The sequence below is a fragment of the Pseudomonas argentinensis genome (assembly GCF_001839655.2).
GTDB classification, from domain to species: Bacteria; Pseudomonadota; Gammaproteobacteria; order Pseudomonadales; family Pseudomonadaceae; genus Aquipseudomonas; species Aquipseudomonas argentinensis_B.
This window is the reverse complement of record NZ_CP056087.1, coordinates 3679009-3700738: the sequence shown is the minus strand read 5'-3', so window position 1 is coordinate 3700738 and position 21730 is coordinate 3679009. Positions and strand designations below refer to the sequence as shown.

At 66.0% G+C, this 21730-nt stretch carries 20 protein-coding genes; 9 read left to right on the top strand and 11 right to left on the bottom strand.

The genetic code is table 11. The annotated features are described in order from the left end of the window. The first annotated feature begins 161 nt into the window (after positions 1-161). Entirely contained in the window at positions 162-1799 is a 1638-nt protein-coding gene (locus SA190iCDA_RS16565) for a methyl-accepting chemotaxis protein (RefSeq protein WP_070886461.1), read from the top strand. 68 nt (positions 1800-1867) lie between these two features. Beyond that, positions 1868-2269, top strand: a complete 402-nt coding sequence (locus SA190iCDA_RS16560) for a hypothetical protein (RefSeq protein WP_070886460.1) — start codon at positions 1868-1870, stop codon at positions 2267-2269. 19 nt (positions 2270-2288) lie between these two features. On the opposite strand, the gene SA190iCDA_RS16555 is transcribed toward SA190iCDA_RS16560, so the two are convergent. After that, positions 2289-2738 carry an Rrf2 family transcriptional regulator gene (locus SA190iCDA_RS16555; RefSeq protein WP_070886459.1) on the bottom strand — a complete coding sequence of 150 codons (450 nt, stop codon included), beginning with the start codon at positions 2736-2738 and terminating at the stop codon, positions 2289-2291. A 146-nt stretch (positions 2739-2884) separates the two neighbouring features. Here SA190iCDA_RS16555 and SA190iCDA_RS16550 point away from each other — a divergent pair, with 146 nt between their 5' ends. The 4 genes from SA190iCDA_RS16550 to epsC all read left to right on the top strand — a co-directional run bounded on the left by SA190iCDA_RS16550 (position 2885) and on the right by epsC (position 7616). Continuing rightward, positions 2885-3772, top strand: coding sequence for an NAD(P)/FAD-dependent oxidoreductase (locus tag SA190iCDA_RS16550; RefSeq protein WP_070886458.1), 888 nt, complete (start codon positions 2885-2887; stop codon positions 3770-3772). Between the two features lie 42 nt (positions 3773-3814). Further along, a complete protein-coding gene (locus SA190iCDA_RS16545; protein ID WP_419203822.1) occupies positions 3815-4303 on the top strand; it encodes a c-type cytochrome in 489 nt (162 codons plus the stop codon). A 152-nt stretch (positions 4304-4455) separates the two neighbouring features. Then, the gene (treS, locus tag SA190iCDA_RS16540) at positions 4456-6531 is read left to right on the top strand and encodes a maltose alpha-D-glucosyltransferase (RefSeq protein ID WP_419203821.1); all 2076 of its coding nucleotides are present in this window, start codon (positions 4456-4458) and stop codon (positions 6529-6531) included. Between the two features lie 122 nt (positions 6532-6653). Beyond that, complete coding sequence (gene epsC / locus SA190iCDA_RS16535) at positions 6654-7616, top strand: serine O-acetyltransferase EpsC (RefSeq protein WP_070886455.1); 963 nt, start codon at positions 6654-6656, stop codon at positions 7614-7616. A gap of 272 nt (positions 7617-7888) precedes the next feature. Here epsC and SA190iCDA_RS16530 read toward each other — a convergent pair whose 3' ends face one another. From SA190iCDA_RS16530 to SA190iCDA_RS16490, 9 genes are all read right to left on the bottom strand, one after another. Continuing rightward, positions 7889-8776, bottom strand: a complete 888-nt coding sequence (locus SA190iCDA_RS16530) for a metal ABC transporter solute-binding protein, Zn/Mn family (RefSeq protein WP_070886454.1) — start codon at positions 8774-8776, stop codon at positions 7889-7891. Beyond that, positions 8773-9675, bottom strand: coding sequence for a metal ABC transporter permease (locus SA190iCDA_RS16525; RefSeq protein ID WP_170833953.1), 903 nt, complete (start codon positions 9673-9675; stop codon positions 8773-8775). Before SA190iCDA_RS16525 ends, SA190iCDA_RS16530 begins: the two co-directional genes overlap by 4 nt. Further along, complete coding sequence (locus tag SA190iCDA_RS16520; RefSeq protein ID WP_070886453.1) at positions 9672-10427, bottom strand: metal ABC transporter ATP-binding protein; 756 nt, start codon at positions 10425-10427, stop codon at positions 9672-9674. Before SA190iCDA_RS16520 ends, SA190iCDA_RS16525 begins: the two co-directional genes overlap by 4 nt. Then, the gene (locus tag SA190iCDA_RS16515) at positions 10424-11329 is read right to left on the bottom strand and encodes a metal ABC transporter substrate-binding protein (RefSeq protein ID WP_139159514.1); all 906 of its coding nucleotides are present in this window, start codon (positions 11327-11329) and stop codon (positions 10424-10426) included. Before SA190iCDA_RS16515 ends, SA190iCDA_RS16520 begins: the two co-directional genes overlap by 4 nt. Positions 11330-11658: 329 nt before the next feature. Beyond that, the gene (locus SA190iCDA_RS16510) at positions 11659-12225 is read right to left on the bottom strand and encodes a DUF6162 family protein (RefSeq protein ID WP_070886452.1); all 567 of its coding nucleotides are present in this window, start codon (positions 12223-12225) and stop codon (positions 11659-11661) included. Further along, on the bottom strand, positions 12222-12542 hold the full coding sequence (locus tag SA190iCDA_RS16505; protein WP_070886451.1) for a hypothetical protein: 321 nt from the start codon (positions 12540-12542) through the stop codon (positions 12222-12224). The genes SA190iCDA_RS16510 and SA190iCDA_RS16505 overlap by 4 nt, the downstream gene beginning before the upstream one ends. Continuing rightward, the gene (locus SA190iCDA_RS16500) at positions 12539-13084 is read right to left on the bottom strand and encodes a thiamine pyrophosphate-binding protein (protein WP_070886450.1); all 546 of its coding nucleotides are present in this window, start codon (positions 13082-13084) and stop codon (positions 12539-12541) included. Before SA190iCDA_RS16500 ends, SA190iCDA_RS16505 begins: the two co-directional genes overlap by 4 nt. Then, the gene (locus tag SA190iCDA_RS16495) at positions 13081-14268 is read right to left on the bottom strand and encodes a PepSY-associated TM helix domain-containing protein (protein WP_070886449.1); all 1188 of its coding nucleotides are present in this window, start codon (positions 14266-14268) and stop codon (positions 13081-13083) included. Before SA190iCDA_RS16495 ends, SA190iCDA_RS16500 begins: the two co-directional genes overlap by 4 nt. Before the next feature lie 191 nt (positions 14269-14459). Further along, positions 14460-15518 carry an AraC family transcriptional regulator gene (locus SA190iCDA_RS16490; RefSeq protein ID WP_070886448.1) on the bottom strand — a complete coding sequence of 353 codons (1059 nt, stop codon included), beginning with the start codon at positions 15516-15518 and terminating at the stop codon, positions 14460-14462. A gap of 193 nt (positions 15519-15711) precedes the next feature. Between SA190iCDA_RS16490 and SA190iCDA_RS16485 the strand changes: the two genes are divergently transcribed. The 3 genes from SA190iCDA_RS16485 (at position 15712) to SA190iCDA_RS16475 (ending at position 20407) form a co-directional block, all read left to right on the top strand. Next, positions 15712-17742, top strand: a complete 2031-nt coding sequence (locus SA190iCDA_RS16485) for an NADPH-dependent 2,4-dienoyl-CoA reductase (protein WP_139159512.1) — start codon at positions 15712-15714, stop codon at positions 17740-17742. A gap of 408 nt (positions 17743-18150) precedes the next feature. Continuing rightward, a complete protein-coding gene (locus SA190iCDA_RS16480) occupies positions 18151-19437 on the top strand; it encodes a chromosome partitioning protein ParA (protein ID WP_070886447.1) in 1287 nt (428 codons plus the stop codon). A gap of 28 nt (positions 19438-19465) precedes the next feature. After that, entirely contained in the window at positions 19466-20407 is a 942-nt protein-coding gene (locus SA190iCDA_RS16475) for a 1-aminocyclopropane-1-carboxylate deaminase/D-cysteine desulfhydrase (protein WP_070886446.1), read from the top strand. On the opposite strand, the gene SA190iCDA_RS16470 is transcribed toward SA190iCDA_RS16475, so the two are convergent. Then, positions 20396-21361 carry a DUF1853 family protein gene (locus tag SA190iCDA_RS16470; protein ID WP_070886445.1) on the bottom strand — a complete coding sequence of 322 codons (966 nt, stop codon included), beginning with the start codon at positions 21359-21361 and terminating at the stop codon, positions 20396-20398. The two genes, SA190iCDA_RS16475 and SA190iCDA_RS16470, sit on opposite strands and share 12 nt — an antisense overlap. Between the last annotated feature and the right edge of the window lie 369 nt (positions 21362-21730).

Here is a 21730-nt window from a genome sequence, read left to right as displayed (position 1 = left end):
TGGATTGCAAAAGCATGGCACTTCGCATCATGACGATAGATTTATTTAACGTGCGGCATGATGGCGTTTTGCTATTTTGCAAGTGCGTGTGTCGGAACGGCCGCGCATCTGCTGGGCCGACAGGGAGTGGTTGGTAGAACACCCCATGATCTGGTGCCACCATGAACCTTCGCAGCTTCAATATCGCCCCCCGGGCTGCCTTCTGCTTCGCGCTCATCACCCTGCTGGTGATGGCGCTGGGCGTATTCTCGCTGTTCAAGCTCGGTGACCTCTACGACGCCGAACAGGAGATCGAAAACAACTGGATGGCGAGCATCCAGGTCACCGGCGAGATGCAGAAGGATCTGCTCAATATCCGCCTGGAAACCCTGAGAATGCTGGCCGTGGTGGAAAACACCAGCCATCAGGCGATCGATGACAGCGCCGCCCAGAGCTACCGTACCGCGCTGCAGCAGGTACTCGAGCAGTACGACCGGCACATGGTGTCCTCGGATGTGGAGCGCGGCATGTTCACCCGAGTCAACGCCAATGCCCAGGCCTATCTGAGCGGCCAGCAGCAGATCGTCGAGTTGCTGCGCCAGAGCCAGCTGGCCAAGGCACTGGAGCTGGCCAATGGCCGAGTGCGCGAGGCCGGCAGCACCCTGCAGCAGCAGCTCGATGAGCTGACCGCCTACAACGTGCAGGGTGCCAAGCAGGCCGGTATCAACGCCAATACCATCTACCAGCACGGCCGCACCGGGGTGCTGGTGACCATCGGCATCGCCGTGCTGCTGACCGTGCTGCTGGCGACCCTGCTGACCCGATCCATCGCCGCACCGATCCGCGAAGCCCTGCAGAGCGCCGAGACCATCGCCTCAGGCGACCTGACCCGTACCGTGCAGGTCACCGGCAAGGATGAGGCCTCGCGTCTGCTGGCGGCCCAGGCCACCATGCAGAAGAACCTCAACGATGCCATCCGCCAGATCAGCGATTCGTCCATTCAGTTGGCCGCCGCAGCCGAAGAGATGGCCTCGGTCACCGAGGAGAGCACCCGCAACCTGCAGAGCCAGAATGCCGAGATCGACCAGGCGGCCACCGCGGTGACGCAGATGAGTTCGGCGGTCGACGAGGTTTCGCGCAACGCCAGTGGTGCATCGGACGCTTCCCGCGAGTCGACGGTGTCGGCCAACGCCGGCAACCAGCACGTGGCGCGCACCGTGTCGGCCATTCGCAACCTGTCGAGCAACGTGATGCAGGCCTCCGACCAGGTGCAGGGGCTGGCCGACCAGGCCCGTGACATCAGCAAGGTGCTCGATGTGATCCGCAACGTGGCCGAACAGACCAACCTGCTGGCCCTCAACGCCGCGATCGAGGCGGCCCGCGCCGGCGACCATGGCCGCGGTTTCGCCGTGGTGGCCGATGAAGTGCGTGGCCTGGCCCATCGCACCTCGGCCTCGACCCAGGAAATCGAGCAGATGATCGCGGCGATCCAGACCGGTACCGACAAGGCCGTGCAGGCCATGCGCGGCAGCAGCCAGGAGGCCACCAACACCCTGCAGGTTGCCGACGACGCACGGGTGGCCCTGGAGCAGATCGTCGATTCCATCGGCATGATCAACGAACGCAATCTGCAGATCGCCACCGCCTCGGAAGAGCAGGCCCATGTGGCCCGCGAGGTGGACCGCAACCTGGTGAGCATTCGCGACCTGTCGATCCAGAGCGCCTCGGGTGCCAACCAGACCGCTGCGGCGTGCAGCGAACTGGCGCACCTGGCCCAGGGCCTCAATAGCCTGGTAGGGCGCTTCAAGCTCAGCGCCTGATCCGCGCCGATGATTGGCGGCGCGTTGACCATGGTCAACGCGCCGTCGGCCTGGCTATGATGCAGGCCATGAATTCATCCCTGCCGATCCGCCATCCTTGCCCGCCGGGCGCTTGCGACTGCCAGCGGGAGCAATTGCTGCAAACCCCCGGCGAGCATCAGCGCATCCTGCTGCTGACCAAGAGCGAAGAGAAACGCCTGCTCGAGCGGCTGGAAAACCTGGCCAGCCTCGAAGACCTCGAGCGCCTGCAGCAGCGCATGTTCGAGCAGTTGGGGATTCGCGTCGAGGTGGCGCCGGGGTTCAACGAAGTGCGCAGCATGCGCGGCATCGCCATCGAGGTGCAGAGCTTCCCCGGCCTGTGCCGCAAGACCCGCCAGGCGATTCCAGCCGCCATTCGCCGCGGCCTGGAGCGTCGCCCGGAAATCGCCTACGCGCTGCTCAACGCCCACGACCTGTTCCGCGACCTGTAAAACCCCGCTACTGCCGAGCTCAGAGGTTCTTGCAAGGAGCCTCGAGGGCCCGGTAGCGCGCGTCGAAGTCCTCGGCCAGGGAGGCCACGCTGATCGATGCCAAGCGCTGCAAGAGTAGCGCCTGGGCTTCGTCGAAGGCCTGCCCGAGGGCGTGGTTGACGGCCTGCTCGACCAGGCAGGTGGGGTTATCGGTCGCCAGACCGATGCTGAAGATCGACTGCGAACCCAGGGCCTGATGAATGTCCAGCAGGGTGATCTCGGCCAGCGGCCTGGCCAGTGACCAGCCGCCGTTATGGCCCTTGTCGGAGCTCACGTAACCCTTGTCACGCAAGAGGCCCATGGTGCGCCGCACCACCACCGGGTTGGTTTCCAGCATGCGCGCGATGGTCTCCGAGGTGGTGCGCTGGCCGTGGCGATCCATATGAATCAGCACGTGCAACATGCGCGATAGCCGGGTGTCGTTTCTCATGGGCGTCTCGGGCTGGAAGCAATGGTGGCGAGTATGATTCGTAATGAATAAAGTTACGAGAGGTTGACGCCTCCTTATTATGTAACTTATGGTGTTGCATGATGGCTCGGCATTCTCCCGAGTCCCCCCCATGGAGGAATAGCGCCATGCGTTATGACGCAATCATCGTCGGCGGCAGCTATGCCGGCTTGTCTGCTGGCCTGCAGCTGGCCCGTGCCCGACGACGTGTGCTGGTGATCGACGCCGGTATGCGGCGTAACCGCTTCGCCAGCCATTCCCACGGCTTTCTTGGCCAGGACGGGCGCGCCCCCGAGGACATCGCCGCCGACGGCCGTGCCGAGCTGATGGACTATCCCAACGTCACCTGGCAAGTGGGCGAGGCCACCGAGGTGCAGCGTGACAGCGACGGCTTCCTGGTGACGCTGCGTGGCGGCCAGGAGATGGCCACCCGGCGGCTGATCCTGGCCGGCGGGGTGCGCGACGAACTGCCCGCCATCGAGGGGCTGGCCGAGCGCTGGGGGCGTCACGTGTTTCACTGTCCGTACTGCCATGGCTACGAGCTGGATCAGGGGCGCATCGGTGTGCTGGCCGTCTCGCCCCTATCGATTCACCACGCCATGATGCTGCCGGACTGGGGCAGCACCACCTTCTTTCTCAACGGCGCCTTCTTGCCCGATGCCGAGCAGCTCGAACAGTTGGCGCGCCGTGGCGTGGTGGTCGAGCCGGACCGCGTGCGGTCGATCGGTGGCGAGCGCGTCGAGATCAACCTGGCCGACGGCCGGAGCGTGGCGCTGGACGGCCTTTTCGTGATGCCGCGTACACACCAGGGCAACTCGTTGGCCACGCAACTTGGCTGCACCTTGCTGGAAGGGCCGATGGGGCTTTACCTGCAAACCGGCGAAACCCAGGAAACCACCGTGCCCGGCGTCTTCGCCTGTGGCGATGCGGCCCTGGCCGCCGGCTCGGTGGCGCTCGCCGTGGGCTCGGGGGCGAGGGCAGGGGCGGGGGCTCACCAGTCGCTGATCTTTCGCTAGGCGCCGTCTGCAAACTGGCGGCGAAGACTTTTGGAAAGGCCCGTGCCCAGATCAATGAATCAGTGCGGGCGCTGGGGCATACTGGCGGCCCCCTCCGTAGCGATTATCAGCGTACCAATGACCGCTTTTCTCACGATCCCACTGCCGTGCAGCCGCGTTATCCGTCACGGCCTGCTCATCGTCGCCGTACTGTTCGCTGGGGCGGCCTGTGCCGAGGCCGATATTACCGCCGGTGAGGCGCTGTTCAAGCGCGTCTGTGGCAACTGCCATAACGTCGGGCCGGGCGCCCGCGCAGCCTTCGGCCCGCAGCTCAACGGGATTTTCGGCCGGCACGCCGGCGCCACCGGGGACTACAGGTATTCGCTTGCCATGCAGCAGGCGAACCTGGTGTGGGATCACGACACCCTGAGCGCCTTCATTAAGGATTCCGACAGCGTGGTGCCCGGCAACAAGATGCGCTTCTGGGGCATTGGCGATCAGGAGAAGATCGACAACCTGCTGCTTTACCTTAAAGCCCAGCAGGATCACTGAAGGCCATTTCGACACTGTCATCAAAGACGCCCGGAGCGGATGTGCCTGGCGTCAATCAGACTGAACGAAGCCCCGGCCGCCGGCTCTGAAATTCTAGAACCAGCGGACGGCCTGGCCGTTCGCGATCCATCCCCTCGCACCCCGGGATCGCTATGGCAGATGAACAACAGATCAACTGGCTGGTCGAGCAGTCCATGCTGCACGCCGCCCGCCAGCGCATGCGCCTGTATTCGGGCCAGGCCCGCTTGTGGCAGCAACCCTATGCATTGGCCCGGCCACGCAGCGTTACCGCGGTAGCCTCGGTGTGGCTGGCGGTCTATCCGGCCTCGATCATCACCTCGCCCGATGGCTCGGTGCTGCAGGCGCTCGGCGACGAACGCCTGTGGTCGGCGCTCTCCGAACTGGGCGTACAGGGTATCCACACCGGGCCGCTGCGCCGCTCGGGTGGATTGCAGGGGCGTGAATACACGCCCACCGTCGACGGCAATTTCGACCGCATCAGCCTGGAGATCGACCCACGCTTCGGCAGCGAGGAACAGCTGGTGCACCTGAGCCGGGTGGCCGCCGCGCACAATGCGGTGACCATCGACGACTCGATCCCTTCGCACACCGGCAAGGGGGCGGATTTCCGCCTGGCGGAAATGGCCTATGGCGACTATCCCGGCCTCTATCACATGGTGGAGATCGCCGAGGCCGACTGGGAGCTGCTACCACCGCTGCCCGAGGGCCGTGACTCGGTGAACCTGTCGCCGGCCACCGTCGATGCCCTGCGTGACAAGCACTACATCGTTGGCCAGCTGCAGCGGGTGATCTTCTTCGAACCCGGCGTCAAGGAAACCGACTGGAGCGCCACCGGCGAGATCACCGGGGTCGATGGCAAGGTGCGGCGCTGGGTGTACCTGCACTACTTCAAGGAAGGCCAGCCGTCCCTGAACTGGCTGGACCCGACCTTCGCCGCCCAGCAACTGGTTACCGGTGAGTCGCTGCACGCCATCGACGTGATCGGCTCGCGGGTGCTGCGCCTGGATGCCAACGGTTTTCTCGGCGTGGAGCGACGCAGCCAGGGCAATGCCTGGTCGGAGAGCCACCCGCTGTCGCTGACCGGCAACCAGCTGCTCGCCGGGATGATTCGCAAGGCCGGTGCGTTCAGCTTCCAGGAGCTCAACCTGACCCTGGACGACATTGCCGCCATGTCCCAGGGCGGCGCCGACCTGTCCTACGACTTCATCACCCGGCCGGCCTACCAGCACGCCTTGCTTACCGGCGAGGTGGAGTTCCTGCGCCTGATGCTGCAGCAGATGCACGACTTCGGCATCGACCCGGCGTCGCTGATCCATGCCTTGCAGAACCATGACGAGCTGACCCTCGAACTGGTGCACTTCTGGACCCTGCACGCCAACGACACCTATGTGTTCCGCGGCCAGAGCCTGCCGGGCAGCATCCTGCGCGAGCACATTCGCGGCGAGATGTACGAGCGCCTGACCGGCGAACACGCGCCCTACAACCTGAAGTTCGTCACCAACGGCGTGGCCTGCACCACGGTGAGCATCATCACCGCGGCACTGGGCATTCGCGACCTGAGCACCATTACCGAGGCCGATATCGAGCAGATCCGCCGCGTGCACCTGCTCCTGCTGATGTTCAACGCCATGCAGCCCGGCGTAGTCGCGCTGTCGGGCTGGGACCTGGTCGGCGCCTTGCCCCTGGAGGCCGAGCAGGTGGCCGAGCTGATCGCCGACGGCGACACCCGTTGGATCAACCGCGGCGGCTATGACCTGGTCGATCTCGACCCCGAGGCGCTACTATCCGCCGAAGGCCTGCCGCGTTCGCGCCAGCTCTACGGCAGCCTCGCCGAGCAGCTGCAGGACCCGCGGTCGTTCGCCTCCCAGGCGCGCCGGCTGTTCGCGGCGCGGCGCTCCCACGGCGTGGCCTCCAGCCGGCAGATCGCCGTACCGGTCACCCAGCACCCGGCGCTGTTGATCATGGTGCACGAGCTGCCAGCCGGTCGCGGCATCCAGGTCACGGCGCTGAACTTCGGTGCCGAACCGCTCAGCGAGGTGATCACCCTGGAGCACGTCGAGCCGGGGCCGGTGGTGGACATCATCCACGAGCGGCTGCTGGGCGATCTGTCCGCCGAGGGTGAGCTGCATATCCAGCTCGAGCCTTATGAAGGGCTGGCGTTGCGTATCGCCAGCATGGCGCCTGGTATCGCGCCAGTGGATGGCTGAGGGATATGCCTTTGCGCACTAAGCTCATAACCTTCGAGTAGTTGAGCGCGCCTGCGGGCGCGCCGTATTGTCCCTGTTCAGGCCGGCCATGGGTGCCGGTCACCTGCTGAGCTGAGGTAGCAATGAACGGCGAGTTTGCGATCCGCAACGAGGAGGGTGCCGAGGCGGAGTATTCATCCCGACCGATCAACTGGGAACTGGAGCAGACCGTCGCCGGCCTACGGGCGGCACGCGCCGAATGGCGCAATCACACCGGTCGCAACCCTGAGCTGGGTGGCCGTGAGCTGCCCTCGCGGCAGGCCATGGCGGTGATCCTCAACGGCCTGTGCGGGGCGCTGTTTCCCATGCGCCTGGGCCCAGCCGAGTTGCGCGAGGAAAGCGAGGACTATTACGTCGGTCATACCCTGGACCGGGCCCTGAACGCCCTGGTGGCCCAGGTGCGCATGGAGCTGCGCTATGCCGCGCGCCAGCGCGGCGAAGGTGCCGAGAATGTGGATCGCCAGGCCGTGGCCATCGTCCGCGACTTCGCTGCAGCATTACCGGCCCTGCGCCGCCTGCTCGACCAGGATGTGGTGGCCGCCTACAACGGTGACCCGGCGGCGCGCAGCGTCGATGAAGTGCTGCTGTGCTATCCCGGCGTACTGGCGGTGATCTACCACCGCCTGGCGCACCATCTGTACCGCGCCGGCCTGCCGCTGCTGGCGCGCATCGCCGCGGAAACCGCCCACGGCGCGACCGGCATCGACATTCACCCGGGTGCGCAGATCGGCCATAGTTTCTTTATCGACCATGGCACCGGCGTGGTGATCGGCGAGACGGCGATCATCGGCAACCATGTGCGCATCTACCAGGCGGTGACCCTGGGCGCCAAGCGCTTCACCAGCGACGAGAGCGGCCAGCTGCACAAGGGCCAGCCGCGTCACCCGATCGTCGAGGACGATGTGGTGATCTACGCCGGTGCCACCATCCTGGGGCGTATCACCATCGGCAAGGGCTCGGTAATCGGCGGTAACGTCTGGTTGACGCGCAGCGTCGAGCCAGGGAGTAATGTGTCCCAGGCCAGTGCTGAGCAGCGGGGTTGCTGAACCACACGGGCTTGATTCCTGTCACAGCACAGTCACACCGCTTTCATAGAATCGGCACGAGACCAAAGAGAGAGAAAGGAGAACGGAGATGGACGATTATCAGGAAGAGCTGCTCGAGACCCGTGCCCTGGAACAGGACGTGCCCGAGTTCGCCGAAGACGCCACCGAGCTCTGAGCGCGTTGGCAGGTTGGGGTAAGCCCCGGCAACGATCAAAGTAAAAGGCCCGATGCGCATGCATCGGGCCTTTTCGTTTCAGCACCGACATATGGATTTACTGCGTAAGCGCCTTGACCAGATTGCCCACATTGTTTTCCAGCTCAGCCACCGGGTCGTCGCTGTCGGTTGCCAGCACCAGCAGCGGCACGCCGGCGGCCTTCACCGCTTCGGCCACCGGCTCGGGCGGGTTGCGGTGGGTCAGCACCAGGGCCACGTCATCGGCTTGCAGGGCGCTGGTCAGTGATTTCAGGGCGTCGGCATCCCAGTCGCGGTCATCGCGGCTGTCGCTGCTGACCAGGTCGAGGTTGAGGCCGCTGACCAGGTAGTCCAGGCGATCGCTGAGGCTGTACACCGACAGGTTGTCGGCCTTGGCCAGCTCGCGCTCGCTGTGGGCGTTGAGCTTGAGCAGGCGCTGCTTGAGGGTGGCCAGGTTCTGCTCGACCTTGCCCTTGGCGTCCGGTGCCAGGCGCCCCAGGTCGGCGGCCATCACGTCGGCCATGCGGCCCATGTTGTTGATCGCCAGCCAGGGATGGCTGGCCAGGTCGTTGTCGCCGGCGCTTTCGGCCTGGATGGCGATACCCGGCAGGGCACCGTCAACCGGGCGGGCGGCATCGATCTCGACGATGCGAATGTTGCTGCGCCGGGCCATGGGGTAGAGCGGGTCTTCGGCCCACAGCGAGCGCAGGGCGATGGCCGCGTCGGCATCGACGGCGACCTTCTGCAGCCCGGTGGCACCACGCCCGGCGAAGTAGGACACCTGGCGGCTGGCCGGCAGGTTGGCCGGAGCGGCGCGCTCGATCTGCACCTGGGTGCCGTCGAGCAGGGCATTGGCCAGGCCGAAGGTGATCGGCTGCGAAACCAGCACGGTGACGTCCTTGGCGTGGGCCAGGCCCGGCAGGCTGAGGAGCAGGGCAAGGCCCAGTTGGTGGAGTCGATGGGTCATCCCAGGTTCCCTTTCAAGCTTGGTACGACGCCGCGGGCGATGGCGGCGAGGGCGAAGGCGATACCGGCGATCATGATGATCGCGGCGCCGGAGGGGATCGGCAGATCCAGCACGATAGGCAACAGGATGCCAAGCAGCGTGCTGACGGTGGCGATCAGCACCGAGAGCCAGAAGAAGCCTTTCAGCGACTGGCTGAGCAGGCGCGCGGCGGCAGCCGGAATCACCAGCAGGGCGCCGACCAGAATGGCGCCGATGACCTTGACCGCGGCCACGGTGATCAGCGTCACCAGGATCACGAACAGGTAATCCAGGCTCTTCACGGCGACGCCGCGTACCGCCGCCAGTTGCGGGTTGAAACTGGCCAGCATGATACGGTTGTACAGCGGCAGCGCCAGGCCCATGACCAGGCCACCGACCACCAGCAGCACCAGCAGGTCGGTGCCGTTGACGGTCAGCACCGAGCCGAACAGCACGTTTTCCAGAATGTGCACGTTGATGCGCCCGGCCAGCACCAGCAGCAGGCTGGCGCCCATGGCCAGGGACACCGACAGGAACACCCCGATCAGCGTATCCGGCGCCAGGCCCGTGCGGTTGCGCAGGTAGTTGAGCAGGATGCCGAACAGCAGGGCATAGCCGAACAGTGCGCCGTAGGGGCCGGTGTAGGGCTCGCCGAGCAGGATGCCGATGGCCACGCCGGTCAGCGCGGCGTGGCCCACCGCCTCGGAGAAGAACGCGAAGCGCTTGACCACCACCAGGGTGCCCAGGCCGCCCAGCACCGGGCCGATCAGCAGGCCGGCCAGCAAGGCGTTGACCACGAAGCCGTAGGCCAGCGCGGCGGGCAGGTAGCCGGCCGAGGCCCAGCCCTGGATCAGCAGGCGGAACTGTTCATAGTCGATCATGGCTGGGCGGCCTCCACGGTGCGGGCATGGGTGGAGAACAGGCCGAGCAGGCGCTCCGGCGTCAGTGCCTCGGCAGGTGGCGCATCGAACAGCACCCGGCGGCTCAGGCCGGTGACGCGGTCGGCCAGGCGCTTCACCGCTTCCAGGTCGTGCTCGATCCACAGCACGGTCATGCCGGCACGGCGCCAGTCGCCGAGCAGGCGCTCGAACACCTGGATGCCGGCTTCGTCGAGGGCCGACATCGGCTCGTCGAGCACCAGCAATTGCGGCGCCGGAATCAATCCCTGGGCCAGCAGCACGCGCTGGCGCTCACCCCCGGACAGCGCGCCCATGCGCCGTTTGCGTTTCTCCAGCATGCCGACGCGGGCCAGCGCATCGTCGATGGGCTTGCTGAAATGCTTGGACAGGCCGAGAAAGGCCGGCCGGCGCTGGCACATGGCGGCCATGAAGTCGTCCACGGTCATTGGCAGACCGCGGTCGAATTCCAGGGCCTGGGGCACGTAGCCGATGGTGCCGACGGCGCCCGGCCATTCCAGGCTGAGCGCGCCCTGATGGGGCATCTGGCCGAGCAAGGTCTTGATCAGCGAACTCTTGCCACCGCCGTTGGGGCCGACCAGGGCATGCACGCTGCCCGGGCGCACCTGAAAGGTCACGTTATCGAGGATCGAGGTGCGGCCTAGCACCAGGCTGACCTGCTGAAAGTCGAGGGTCGGGCCGATGGCTTTCACGCCCAGGTTTTCCGCCGCGGTCATTGGCCGGCTTCCTGGATGGCGCGCACCACGGTATTCATGTTGTTGGTCATTTCCTTCTCGTACTTCTCGGCGCTGTATTCGCCGTAGGAAATGTGCGACAGCGGATAGAGTTTCACGCCCGACTCGCGCTGAATGGTGTCGACGTAGGTGGACGGGAAGTCCAGCTCGGAAAAGATCACTTTCACGTCCAGCTCGCGCAGCTGATCGATGGTTTTTTTCAGCTGGCTCGGGCTCGGCTCGATGCCATGGGCCGGCTCCACCACCGCGGTGACTTCCAGGCCGAACTCACGCAGGAGGTAGTCGTAGGCGGCGTGCACGGTGGCCACCCGCAGGTCGGCGTTGGGCGCTTCGGTCAGCTGGGCAAGGGCATCGGCGCGCAGCTTGCGCAGGCGTTTGCCGTAGGCGCGGGCGTTCTGGGTGTAGGTCTTGGCGTTGTCCGGGTCGAGCTTGCCGAGTTCGCGGGCGATGTTGTTGACCTGGGCGATGGAGGCGCTGATCGACAGGAAGGTATGCGGGTTGACCACCTTGCCGGCGCCGCGGGCGGCGATGCCGGTAGCCGCCAGCAACGGCACGTTGGCGTTGGCTTCGATCACTTCGATGTCGGGCTTCTCGCTGGCGGCGATCATGCGGTCGGCGAAGTCGTCATGGCCCACACCGTTGAGCACCACCACGTCCAGCGAGCCGATGCGCTTGATGTCCTCGGCCCGCGGCTCGTAGGCGTGGGGGTTGAAACCGGCCGGAATCAGCGGCACCACCTCGGCCTTGTCGCCGACGATGTTGCTCACATAGCTGTAGTAGGGGTGCAGGGTGATGCCGATGCGCAGCTTGGCGTCGGCGGCGCTGGCGGCGCCGAGCAGCAGCAGGGCGGTCGCGCCGATGGCTAGGGCCTGTTGCCGTTTCAACGCGAGCCGCGTTGCCGCGAGAAATCTCGCCAGGCGAGGCAGAGGACGCAGGGAATGGTCATTCCCTTGCCAAGTCCTCCAACGACGCCTGGCGAGATTTCCCGCGCAACCCGAAGGGCCGGGCTCGTTTTGCCGCGATACTGCGTTTCTCGCCGGCTCATTTAGCTCACTAAACGTCGCGGCTCGTGCCTTGCCTCGCGGCAAAACGGGCGCCGGCGCGGCCGTGCGTGAAACGGGAACAGACCCTATGCGTGACAGCAGCTGGCGTGCGCGGAAAAGGCGGGAAATGGGCATGGGCGGGCGGTCTTCTGTCGAATGAGTCAAAGGTGTCAGTGGCGATGCTGCCGGGTCACACCTGCGTCGTACTGGGAGGCGATCTGCTGCCAGCCGGCAGCGATCAGGGCGGTCGCGTCGAGGCTGGCGGGGGCGCTGGCACTGTTGCGATTGAGCCAGACGTCGACCTGCTCCTGCTCGCCATCGAGGCGCATGAGCAGCGAACCGGCGACGTCCAGCGCCTGGCTGGCGCCGAAATAGGCGGCCCCGTCACCGGGCAGCAATTGCCACTGATGGTTGCCGCGGCTGGCGGCGCTGGCATCGTTGACGAACGGCGGGAAGCCTTCGTCGGCCAGCTCGGCGGGGCTCAGCAGCGCCTGCTCTTCGTCGCGGCGGATGCGGATCTCGTCGGCGGCCACCCGCAGGTCGGCGTAGATGCCCTGTTCGGCCGGCGTGAGGTCGCGGCGGGCGTCGATCTGGTGGCCGGCGATGACGGTTTCGCTGTCCGTTTCGCCATGCCAGGCGACCACCGCGCCGGCCGCCAGCACGATGAACAGACAAAGAACGAGCACGTAGAGGGTTTCATGGCCGGCACCGGCCGGCCGTACGACCTGGACTGTCATTCGATTTCCGTATGGTCGATTTCGACGATATGGCCGGGGCCGGCGTCGAACAGCACGTAGAACTCACCCTCCGGCTTCTTGAAGGTCAGGGTGGAGTCCTCGGCCAGCTTGCCGGGCACCAGAATGCTTTCGTCATAGCCGATCACATCCAGGGTCACGCCCGCGGCGCCGCTGCCATCGGAAAAACCGCCGGTGCAGCGGATGCTCTCGCCGTCGACTTCTTCGCACTGGCACATCGGGTTGTGGGCCAGGGCCAGGGCGCTGAGCGACAGCAGGGCGATACCTGCGGCGCTGCGCAGGCCAGTGGACTTGATCATGGTTTGCCTCCTTGTTGTTTCTGCAGCCACGCGACCGTGGATGGGGATGCCTGTTCGAGCGGTACGGCGGCCTGGTGCACGGAACCGTCCCAGCCCTCCATGGTGATCCACAGTTCGGCGTCGGGTTTGGTGCGCGTCGGCAGCGGCACGGTGGCGCCCATGCGGTAGGCGCTGCCAAAGAAGATACCACCGGCGGCGCGCAGGCTGCGTGGCTTGCCGATGCGCAGGTAGGTGGCCTTGACCTCGCCGATGCATGCCTTGCACAGCGCGCCGGTAAAGGTCTTCATGTAGCCGGCCGGGCCGTCGAGCTCCGGCGGCGCGGCACGGAATTCGGCCAGGGTGATCGACCAGGGGCCGACCGGCACTTCGCCGACGGTGCGCTCGCCCAGGCCGCTGGTGCCACGAAACAGCGCGACGTCGGCGAAGTACCTGGGCATGAACCCCAGCGGGATGAGTACCAGCAGGATATTGATGTGGAAGCGCCACTTGTACCACAAGCGGCTCAGCGGCGAGGCGGGTTGTGCTGCCACGGCCTTGCTCATGCCTTGACCTCCCCAGTGTCGATTGCAGTGTCGCGATCGCGCACCCGCGCCGGGCGCTTGATCACCTTGGCGGTGGCCTGAGCGGTACGCTTGGTCCAGATCAGCAGGCCGCTGAGCACCATCATGCTCAGCACCAGGCCGAAGAAGAACCAGATCATCTTCACCCACAGGCCGCCGAAGTCACCGGTGTGCAAGGGGCGCATGGACTCGGTGACGAACTCCAGCTTGGAGCGATCCTCGAGCAAGCGCTGCTGAGCCACTTCGCCGGTGTAGGGGTTGATCGAGGCGCTCTGCATCATCAGCGGATACCAGCCGCGGCCACCGACGGCGATATGGTCATAGGCATTGCTGGGCAGGCGGGTGAAGCTGACGTCCAGGCTCGGTACCTTGCTGATGGCGATGCGTGCCGCTTCGTCCACGTCGAGCATCGGGATCGGCTCGCCGGGCCGCACGATGGGCACGTCTTCGCGGGCCACCACAGCGGGCACGCCTTCGGTGGAGATGGAAATCTGGTTGTCGAACAGGATCGCCTGGATCAGGAACCAGATGCCGGTGATCGATACCACGGCGATGAACCAGATCGACCAGATACCGCTCAGGCGATGGAAGTCGCCCCAGAATATCCGCGCGCCCTGGTTGAAGCGCAGGCGCGGTTTGAAGAAGCCTTTCCAGAATTTCTTGTACACCACCAGGCCGGTGATCAGCGACAGCAGCATGGGGATGCCCATCATCGACACCAGGTACCAGCCCCAGCTGAAACCATTGGTGAAGGGCACCAGCCACCAGCCGTGCAGGGCACGGGTGAACTGGCGGAAATCGAACTCCGGGCTGACGCCCTGGATGGCGCCGGTGTAGGGGTTGACGTAGAGGGTCGGGTTGCTGCCGTCGGGGTAGCTGACCCGGGCGGTGAGGGCGAAGTGCGATTCGTCCGGGCGGGTGATGGACTGCACCACCAGCTCCGGCTCGGCTTTCCTGATCTCGGCGAGTACCTGGCCAAAGGTCAGCAGTTCGGCGTCGTCCGATGGCTTGCTGGCGCGCACGTCCGGATTGGCCAGCCAGACGATTTCCTGGCTGACCACCGCCAGGGTGCCGGTGACGCAGACGATCAGCACGAAGAACCAGATGGGCAGGGCGAGCCAGCTGTGCACCAGGAACCAGATTTTTGAACGCGACTTCTTGGACATGAATATCAGTCTTGTCTGAGCCCTCCCGTGCGCGGCACGGAGAGCGATTTAGGTACGAACGAAACCTCGCCGGCCCGACGGCCGGCAAGGAGAACAAACCGATAGGGTGCTCGCCGGGGCGGGCACCACTGGATCGGTCATCTACTAGGACGGATGAGAAGCGTAAAACCCGCAGCTGCAAATGAAAATAGTTATTTCATAGATTCAGATGTGTTGCCGCTCTGCCGCAAGAGTCGACGCATCTCCCCGGGCGGGCACTCGAGCCAGCGTTTGAAGGCGCGCTGAAAGGCCTCCGCGGAGGCGAAGCCGAGCAGGTAGGCGATCTCGCCGAAACTCAGCTCGGTGTCGCGCACGTAGGCGAGGGCCAGGTCGCGCCGGGTCTCGTTGACGATGGTGCTGAAGCGCGTGCCTTCTTCGGCCAGACGCCGGCGCAGGGTCCAGGCTGGCAGCTGCAGTTGGCGGGCGATATCGTCCATGTCCGGCTCTCGCCCATGCAGGCGCGGGCCGAGCAGCTGGATGACGCGATCACGCATGTTTTGCGGCCGTGTCAGCCTTTGCAGTTCTTGCTCGCAAAGTTGTAACAATTCATTCCAGGTGCCCGGGCAGTGCAGCGGATTGCTTAGATTGAGCGCCTGCAGGTCGAGGCGGATGCCGTTGAAGTCGGCTTCGAAGACGGCCGGGCAACCGAATTCCAACGGGTAGCGCTCGGCGTAGTCGGGGGCCGCGAATTCCAGCTGCAGCGCCTGGGCGGGCAGCGGCGTATGGGCGAGGGCGCCCAGTTGCTGCAGCCAGGCGGCCAGTACGGTGTCGACCACGAAGCGGTTGTAGGCGTTGTAGGGGCCAATGGAGTGAAAACGCAGCCAGGCGCCGCTGCTGTCTTCCAGCAGGCTGGAACGGCCTCGATAGTTGGCGGCATAGAGCGCCTCGAAGCGGATCAGCGTGCGGGCGGCTTCGCGCACCGTGGGCGCCTGGCCCGCGGCGATGCCGGCCAGGCCCAGGCGATGCAGGTAGGCGAAGCGGCCCATCAGCAGGCCGAGGGCCGGCTCGCCGGTCTGCACGATGGCGGCATGGCCCAGGTGCATGTAGCGCGGGATCGACAGCCGCGCGCGGGGCTCGGCCAGGCGCGCGGCATCGAAACCGTAGTGTTCGAGCAGCGGCCGCGAGGCATGGCCCAGGTGCTCGACGGCATCGGCCAGGCTGTGCAGGTAGCCGACGGAGAGGTCGCCCAGGCGGATGGCGGCAGGTTTCATCAGCGTGCGTCCCAAGGAAGTTCGCCAGCCTAGCTCGGCGATTGGCGCAGTGCCAGTCGGCTGTCACTTTTGATCATTGATTTGTCATTTATGATCATTGAGCAGGCGCATCTGCTTCACTATCGTCTGTGCCATACGACCGCTGCCCGCGCAGGCTGCGGCAATTCCGTGACCGACGCCGATGGACCTGACCATGACCGCCTACCCGCACCTGCTCGCGCCCCTGGATCTGGGCTTCGTGACCCTCAAGAACCGTACCCTGATGGGCTCCATGCACACCGGGCTGGAAGAGAAGCCGGGCGGTTTCGAGCGCATGGCGGCCTACTTCGCCGAGCGCGCCCGTGGCGGTGTCGGCCTGATGGTCACCGGCGGCATCGCGCCGAACGAAGAAGGTGGCGTGTATGCCGGCGCGGCGAAGCTGAGCACGCCCGAAGAAGCGGACAGGCACCGCATCGTCACCGAGGCGGTGCATGGCGCAGGTGGCCTGATCTGCATGCAGATCCTGCATGCCGGCCGCTACGCCTACAGCCCCAAGCAGGTGGCGCCCAGCGCCATCCAGGCGCCGATCAACCCGTTCAAGCCCCAGGAGCTGGATGAGGCGGGCATCGAGAAGCAGATCGCCGACTTCGTCAACTGCGCCGTGCTGGCCCAGCAGGCCGGCTATGACGGCGTGGAGATCATGGGTTCCGAGGGCTACTTCATCAACCAGTTCCTGGTGGCCCACACCAACCAGCGCAACGATCGCTGGGGCGGCAGCTACGCCAACCGCATGCGCCTGCCGGTGGAGATCGTGCACCGGGTGCGCGAGGCGGTGGGCAGCGACTTCATCATCATTTACCGGCTGTCGATGCTCGACCTGGTCGAGGGCGGCAGCAGCTGGGACGAGATCGTGGTGCTGGCCAAGGCCATCGAGGCGGCGGGCGCCACGCTGATCAACACCGGTATCGGCTGGCACGAGGCGCGTATTCCGACCATTGCCACCAAGGTGCCGCGCGCCGCCTTCACCAAGGTCACCGCCAAGCTGCGCGGCGAGGTGCAGATTCCCCTGGTCACCACCAACCGCATCAACACCCCGGAAGTGGCCGAGCAGGTGCTGGCCGAGGGCGATGCCGACATGGTGTCGATGGCGCGGCCGTTCCTCGCCGACCCCGAGTTCGTCAACAAGGCTGCCGCCGGTCGCGCCGACGAGATCAACACCTGTATCGGCTGCAACCAGGCGTGCCTGGACCATACCTTTGGCGGCAAGCTGACCACCTGCCTGGTCAACCCGCGGGCCTGCCACGAAACCGAGCTCAACTACATCCCCACCCGTACGGTGAAGAAGATCGCCGTGGTCGGCGCCGGCCCGGCTGGGCTCGCCGCCGCCAGCGTGGCCGCCGAGCGCGGGCATCGCGTCACCCTGTTCGATGCGGCCGGAGAGATCGGTGGCCAGTTCAACGTGGCCAAGCGCATCCCGGGCAAGGAGGAATTCCATGAAACCCTGCGCTACTTCAAGCGCAAGCTGGAAACCACCGGCGTGGAGCTGCGCCTTAACACCCGGGTGAGCGCTGCGGATCTGCTCGCCGGTGGCTTCGACGAGCTGATCCTGGCCACCGGCATCGTGCCGCGCACCCCGGCCATCCCAGGTGTCGAGCATGCCAAGGTGATCAGCTACCTGGACGCCATCCTGGGGCGCAAGCCGGTGGGCCAGCGCGTGGCGGTGATCGGCGCCGGTGGCATCGGTTTCGACGTCAGCGAATTCATCACCCACGCCGGCCCGGCCACCAGCCTGGACCGCGAGGCGTTCTGGAGGGAGTGGGGCATCGATCCGGCCCTGCAGGCCCGTGGCGGCGTCGCTGGCGTGCAACCCCAGGTCGAGCCGGCGGCGCGCCAGGTGTTCCTGCTGCAACGCAAGAAGAGCAAGGTCGGCGACGGCCTGGGCAAGACCACCGGCTGGATCCACCGTGCGGGCCTGAAGAACAAGCAGGTGCAGATGATCAACGCCGTCGAATACCTGCAGATCGACGACCATGGGCTGCACCTGCGCGTGGCCGAGGGCGAGCCCCAGGTGCTGCCGGTGGACACGGTGATTCTCTGCGCCGGCCAGGACCCGCTGCGCGAACTGCAGGACGAGCTGGTTGCCGGCGGCGCGTCTGTGCACCTGATCGGCGGCGCTGACGTGGCCGCCGAGCTGGATGCCAAGCGCGCCATCAATCAAGGCTCGCGGTTGGCGGCAGAACTCTAGGAACCTGTTCATGATCTTTTCAGGCGACATTGAAGAGGCTGCTGCAAGGCAGAAGCGGACATTGAGCTTCAAGCCGCAAGCCTCAAGCTGCAAGAACAAGCTAGAGCACTGCGGACTGCTTCTAACTCGTAGCTTGGGGCTTGCAGCTTGCGGCTGCTTCCGCGACTTTGCAGTCAAAGCGCTGAAGTCGAGCCGAAATATCGTGGACAGGCTCTAGGCTTTTTACTTTCGCCAGGCGGCTGCTAGGGAGCCGGTCACAGTTCGAACACACCGTTCGTCCTGCGGCTGAATGACTGCCAACCGGGTCACACAGCCTGTAATGGGTTCTCGCCTAGACTTGCCTGGTTGGCGTTTCGTTGCGCCAGCTGATTTGCAGTCGAGCACCGTCATTACCTGTGGAGAACATCGATGAGCAAGCCGCAACTGATCGAGGCCGTGATGTTCTTCGCCCCGGACGGCAGCATCGGCAGGCAGATGTTCTACGCCGAATTCGAGACTCTGCTCGATGGCCTGGTGAAAATGCCGACCCTGGCCGACGAGCAGGTCCGGGCCGCGTACGTGGTGATCAATGGCCGCCTGCAGGTTCGCTCGGCGGTGTTCTTCTACCTGGATTTCGACGAAAGCGGCGCGCCAGACGCCGGCTGGAACATCCCCCTGCAGCAGATGGCCGAACGTGCCGGCCGTGGTCCCGACCTGGGCGGCGGGCCGATTCGCCTGGCCTGCCGTAGCCAGTGCCCGGTGTCCTGGCACCAGATGCACCTCTGGGACCCCAGCCTGGTACCCGGCAACAACGACCTGGCCACCCTGCGTGACACGGTGCGAGCCAACAGCCTCGGCATCCTCATGCAGGAAGAAGAGACCCCTGCCGTGACGCCCGAACGGCTGCAGATGGCCTCGGAAGATCAATGGTACGCCGTCGATTCATCCCGTGACCTGGCCGAGAAGCTCGCCGAGCGGCTGTCCCACGACTACCGGCAGAAGGCTGCGCAACTGGTTCGCCAGCAGCGCGAGCGCCTCGCTGCCCTGGCCCGCGAGCACCAGGCCGAGTTGGCCCGCGCTGCCACCCAGAGCAGCGGGCAAGTGGCCGAATTGCAGGGGCAGATTCTGGCCCTGCGCCAGGCGCTGCGGCAGCAGGAGGGGCTCAACCAGAACCTCAAAGCCCAGCTGGCCGAGCAACGGCAAGCGCAGCAGAGCGAACGCGAGGAGATGGCGGTGCGGATGCGCGCCGCCGAGCGCCATGCGCGCACCGAGCGCGAGATCCTGCGCGAACAGTTCGACGAAGAGTTGCGCGCGCGCATTCTCGCGACCCAGGCTGCGGCCGAGGAGCAGGCGCGCCGCCGTGAGGGCGAGGCCGCCCAACGCGGCGCCAGCCAGGTGCTCGAGCGCCTGGCCGCACAGGGCGTGGTGTTCGTGGTGTTCCATCCGGGCGCCGGGCACCTGACCGTGCCGCTGCAGGATGTCGACCGCTACCTGGCCGGCCCGCTGGCCTATGCCGCGAGCAAGTGCTTCGTGCCGGAAAGCCAGTACCGCCAATGGCTGGAACATTACCAGCGGCCGCGCTGCGAAGGCCGGCAGGCGGACGGCCAGCGCTGCGACGTCGCGCTCGAGCGGGTCGAGACGCCTGGACGCTTCGTGGCCGGCGAATCCAACTGCTGCATGCTGCACAAGAGTGCCCGCCTGCGTACCGTGGGTTAAACTGGCGGCCTTTCCGGGCCGCCTCTTCATGACCTCGATTCCACTCTCTGCCATCCGCGCCTGGCATCCCCAGGCACCCCTGCAGCGCCTGCATTTCGACTGGCTGGCAGGCGTCGAGCTGGCGGTATTGCGCCTGGACCTGATCGATCCGCTGATCAGCGGCAACAAGGGGTTCAAGCTCGCCCCCCATCTGCGCCGTGCCATTGAGCAGGGCGCGAGCGGCATCCTTAGCCCTGGCGGCGCTCACTCCAATCATCTGCATGCCCTGGCCGCCGCCGGCCAGCGCTTTTCCTTCGCCACCGTCGGCCTCTTGCGCGGCCACCCTCAGGACACACCGACCGTCGAGGATTTGCAGCGCTTCGGCATGCAGCTGCACTGGCTGGGCTACGGCGGCTACCGGGAACGGCATCGCGCCGGGTTCTGGGCGCCGTGGCAGGCACGCTACCCGGGCTTCATGCCGGTGCCCGAAGGCGGTGGCGGGTTGCCGGGCGCCCTGGGCTGTGCGCAGTTGCCTGCCATGGTGGCTGCGCAATTGCCGGCGCTTGGCTGGGGCGATTACCACGGCTGGTGGCTGGCCGCCGGTACCGGCACCACCCTGGCCGGGCTGGTGATCGGCGAGGGCGGGCAGCGTACCGTGCATGGCGCCCTGGCGGTGCCCCTGGACCACGGTGTGCCGAAACAGGTGCAGGCGCTGCTGGCCGAGGCGGGGCGCGATAACGCCGGGTACCGGCTGCTGGCGGCCTGTCGCGGCGGTTTCGCGCGGCAGGACGCCGAGTTGCTGGCCTTTATGGCGCACTGCGAGGCACAGAGCGGTTTGCCCCTGGAGCCGCTGTACACCGCCAAGGCGCTGCTGGCGCTGCGTGAGGCCATCGAACGAGGCGAGATCTGCGCCGGTACACGGCTGATCTTCGTGCATACCGGTGGCTTGCAGGGCCGGCGGGCCGCGTTGGCTGCCGCGTCAGGCCGTTGAGGGCGGCACCGCACCCGGTTCGGTACCGCTGCACGGCCAGTCATCGGCGACCAGAAAGATCCGCTGGCGCTCGGCGAGCGAGCCGCTGCCATCGGGCTGCAGATCGACCAGCAGCTGGGCACCGGCGTCCACCGGCAGCGTGTCCAGCCATGCCTGCAACTGACTGTCGGACCAGCCCTGCGTCGCCGGCAGTTTCGCCGGGGCCAGCCAGGCACTGCGCGGCAGCGGTTGCCAGCGGGCATCCGTATGCTCGGCCTGCAGCGCCGCCCATTGACGGCGGTGCAGCCAGCGCCCGCGCAAGTGCGCCGGCTCGGCTCCCGGCGGTGGCGCATGATCCTTACCATGGGGGTAGAACAGATAGCCACCCAGCCACATCGAGGCCTGGATCGGCGCGTCGGTTAGCGCCTGCAAGGTCTCCCGCGCTTCGGAAGAAGCCGACAAGGGCAACTGGTGGCTCGCGAGGTGTCCGAGCTTGAGATCCAGCCGATCGCGACCGCCCGGGCCGATCCAGTGGTTTGGCGCCAGCGGCGGTTGGCCCAGATAGAGTTTGATCGCCAGCTCCACGTGGTGCACGCCGCTGGCATCGCGCAACAGCAGATCCAGCTCGCCCAGGGTGTGGCCGCCCTGACGAATCGGCAGGTTGGCGGCCAGCACCTCGATAGCGGGCGCCGCCTGCAGGGCGAACTGCCACAGGCGCTCGTAATAGAGGCCCAGGCGGCGTACCGAACTGCGCGACAACCATTGGTGCAGGGCTTGCGGCGTCTGGTCCTGGCGCCGCAACCAGTCGGCCAGCAGGCCAGGTTCGGCAGCCCAGCCCGAGTCGGCCAGCGGGTGGCGCTGCGGCCAGGGCGTATGTGCCAGCAGCGGCGGGGACAGCAGCGTCCAGGCCAGATCACGCACGGCAGGTTCGCTGAGGTGGCGGGGCAGGTCGACAAGGGCGGCGAAGGGGTTCATCGCTGCAGCATAGGTCTTTAGCAGGCCGTTGAAAAACTACCTCGGCTTTGGCGTCCTGCGTCGCTCTACCCCCTGCATCCATGCAGTGGTGCGTGGCCATTGCTGCCTTAAAAACAGCCTCGCGTGCGAGTCCAGGCTAGGCGCCCCCGCCAAAATACTCATGTACAACTCGTACACTCCGCTTGCGGGCCAGCCTTCGGCTGTAACGCCGCTGCGCTACGTTTCGGCTGTTTTTGCGGGGCCGCTATCGGTACTGCACCGGCTGCCTCGCCTACGTTTTTCAACGGCCTGCTAGGCCCGTCGACGTCAGGGTTTGCTGGTGCGATGAGCTTTCACCCATAATCGGGCGACTAGAGCCAAAGCCTTGCG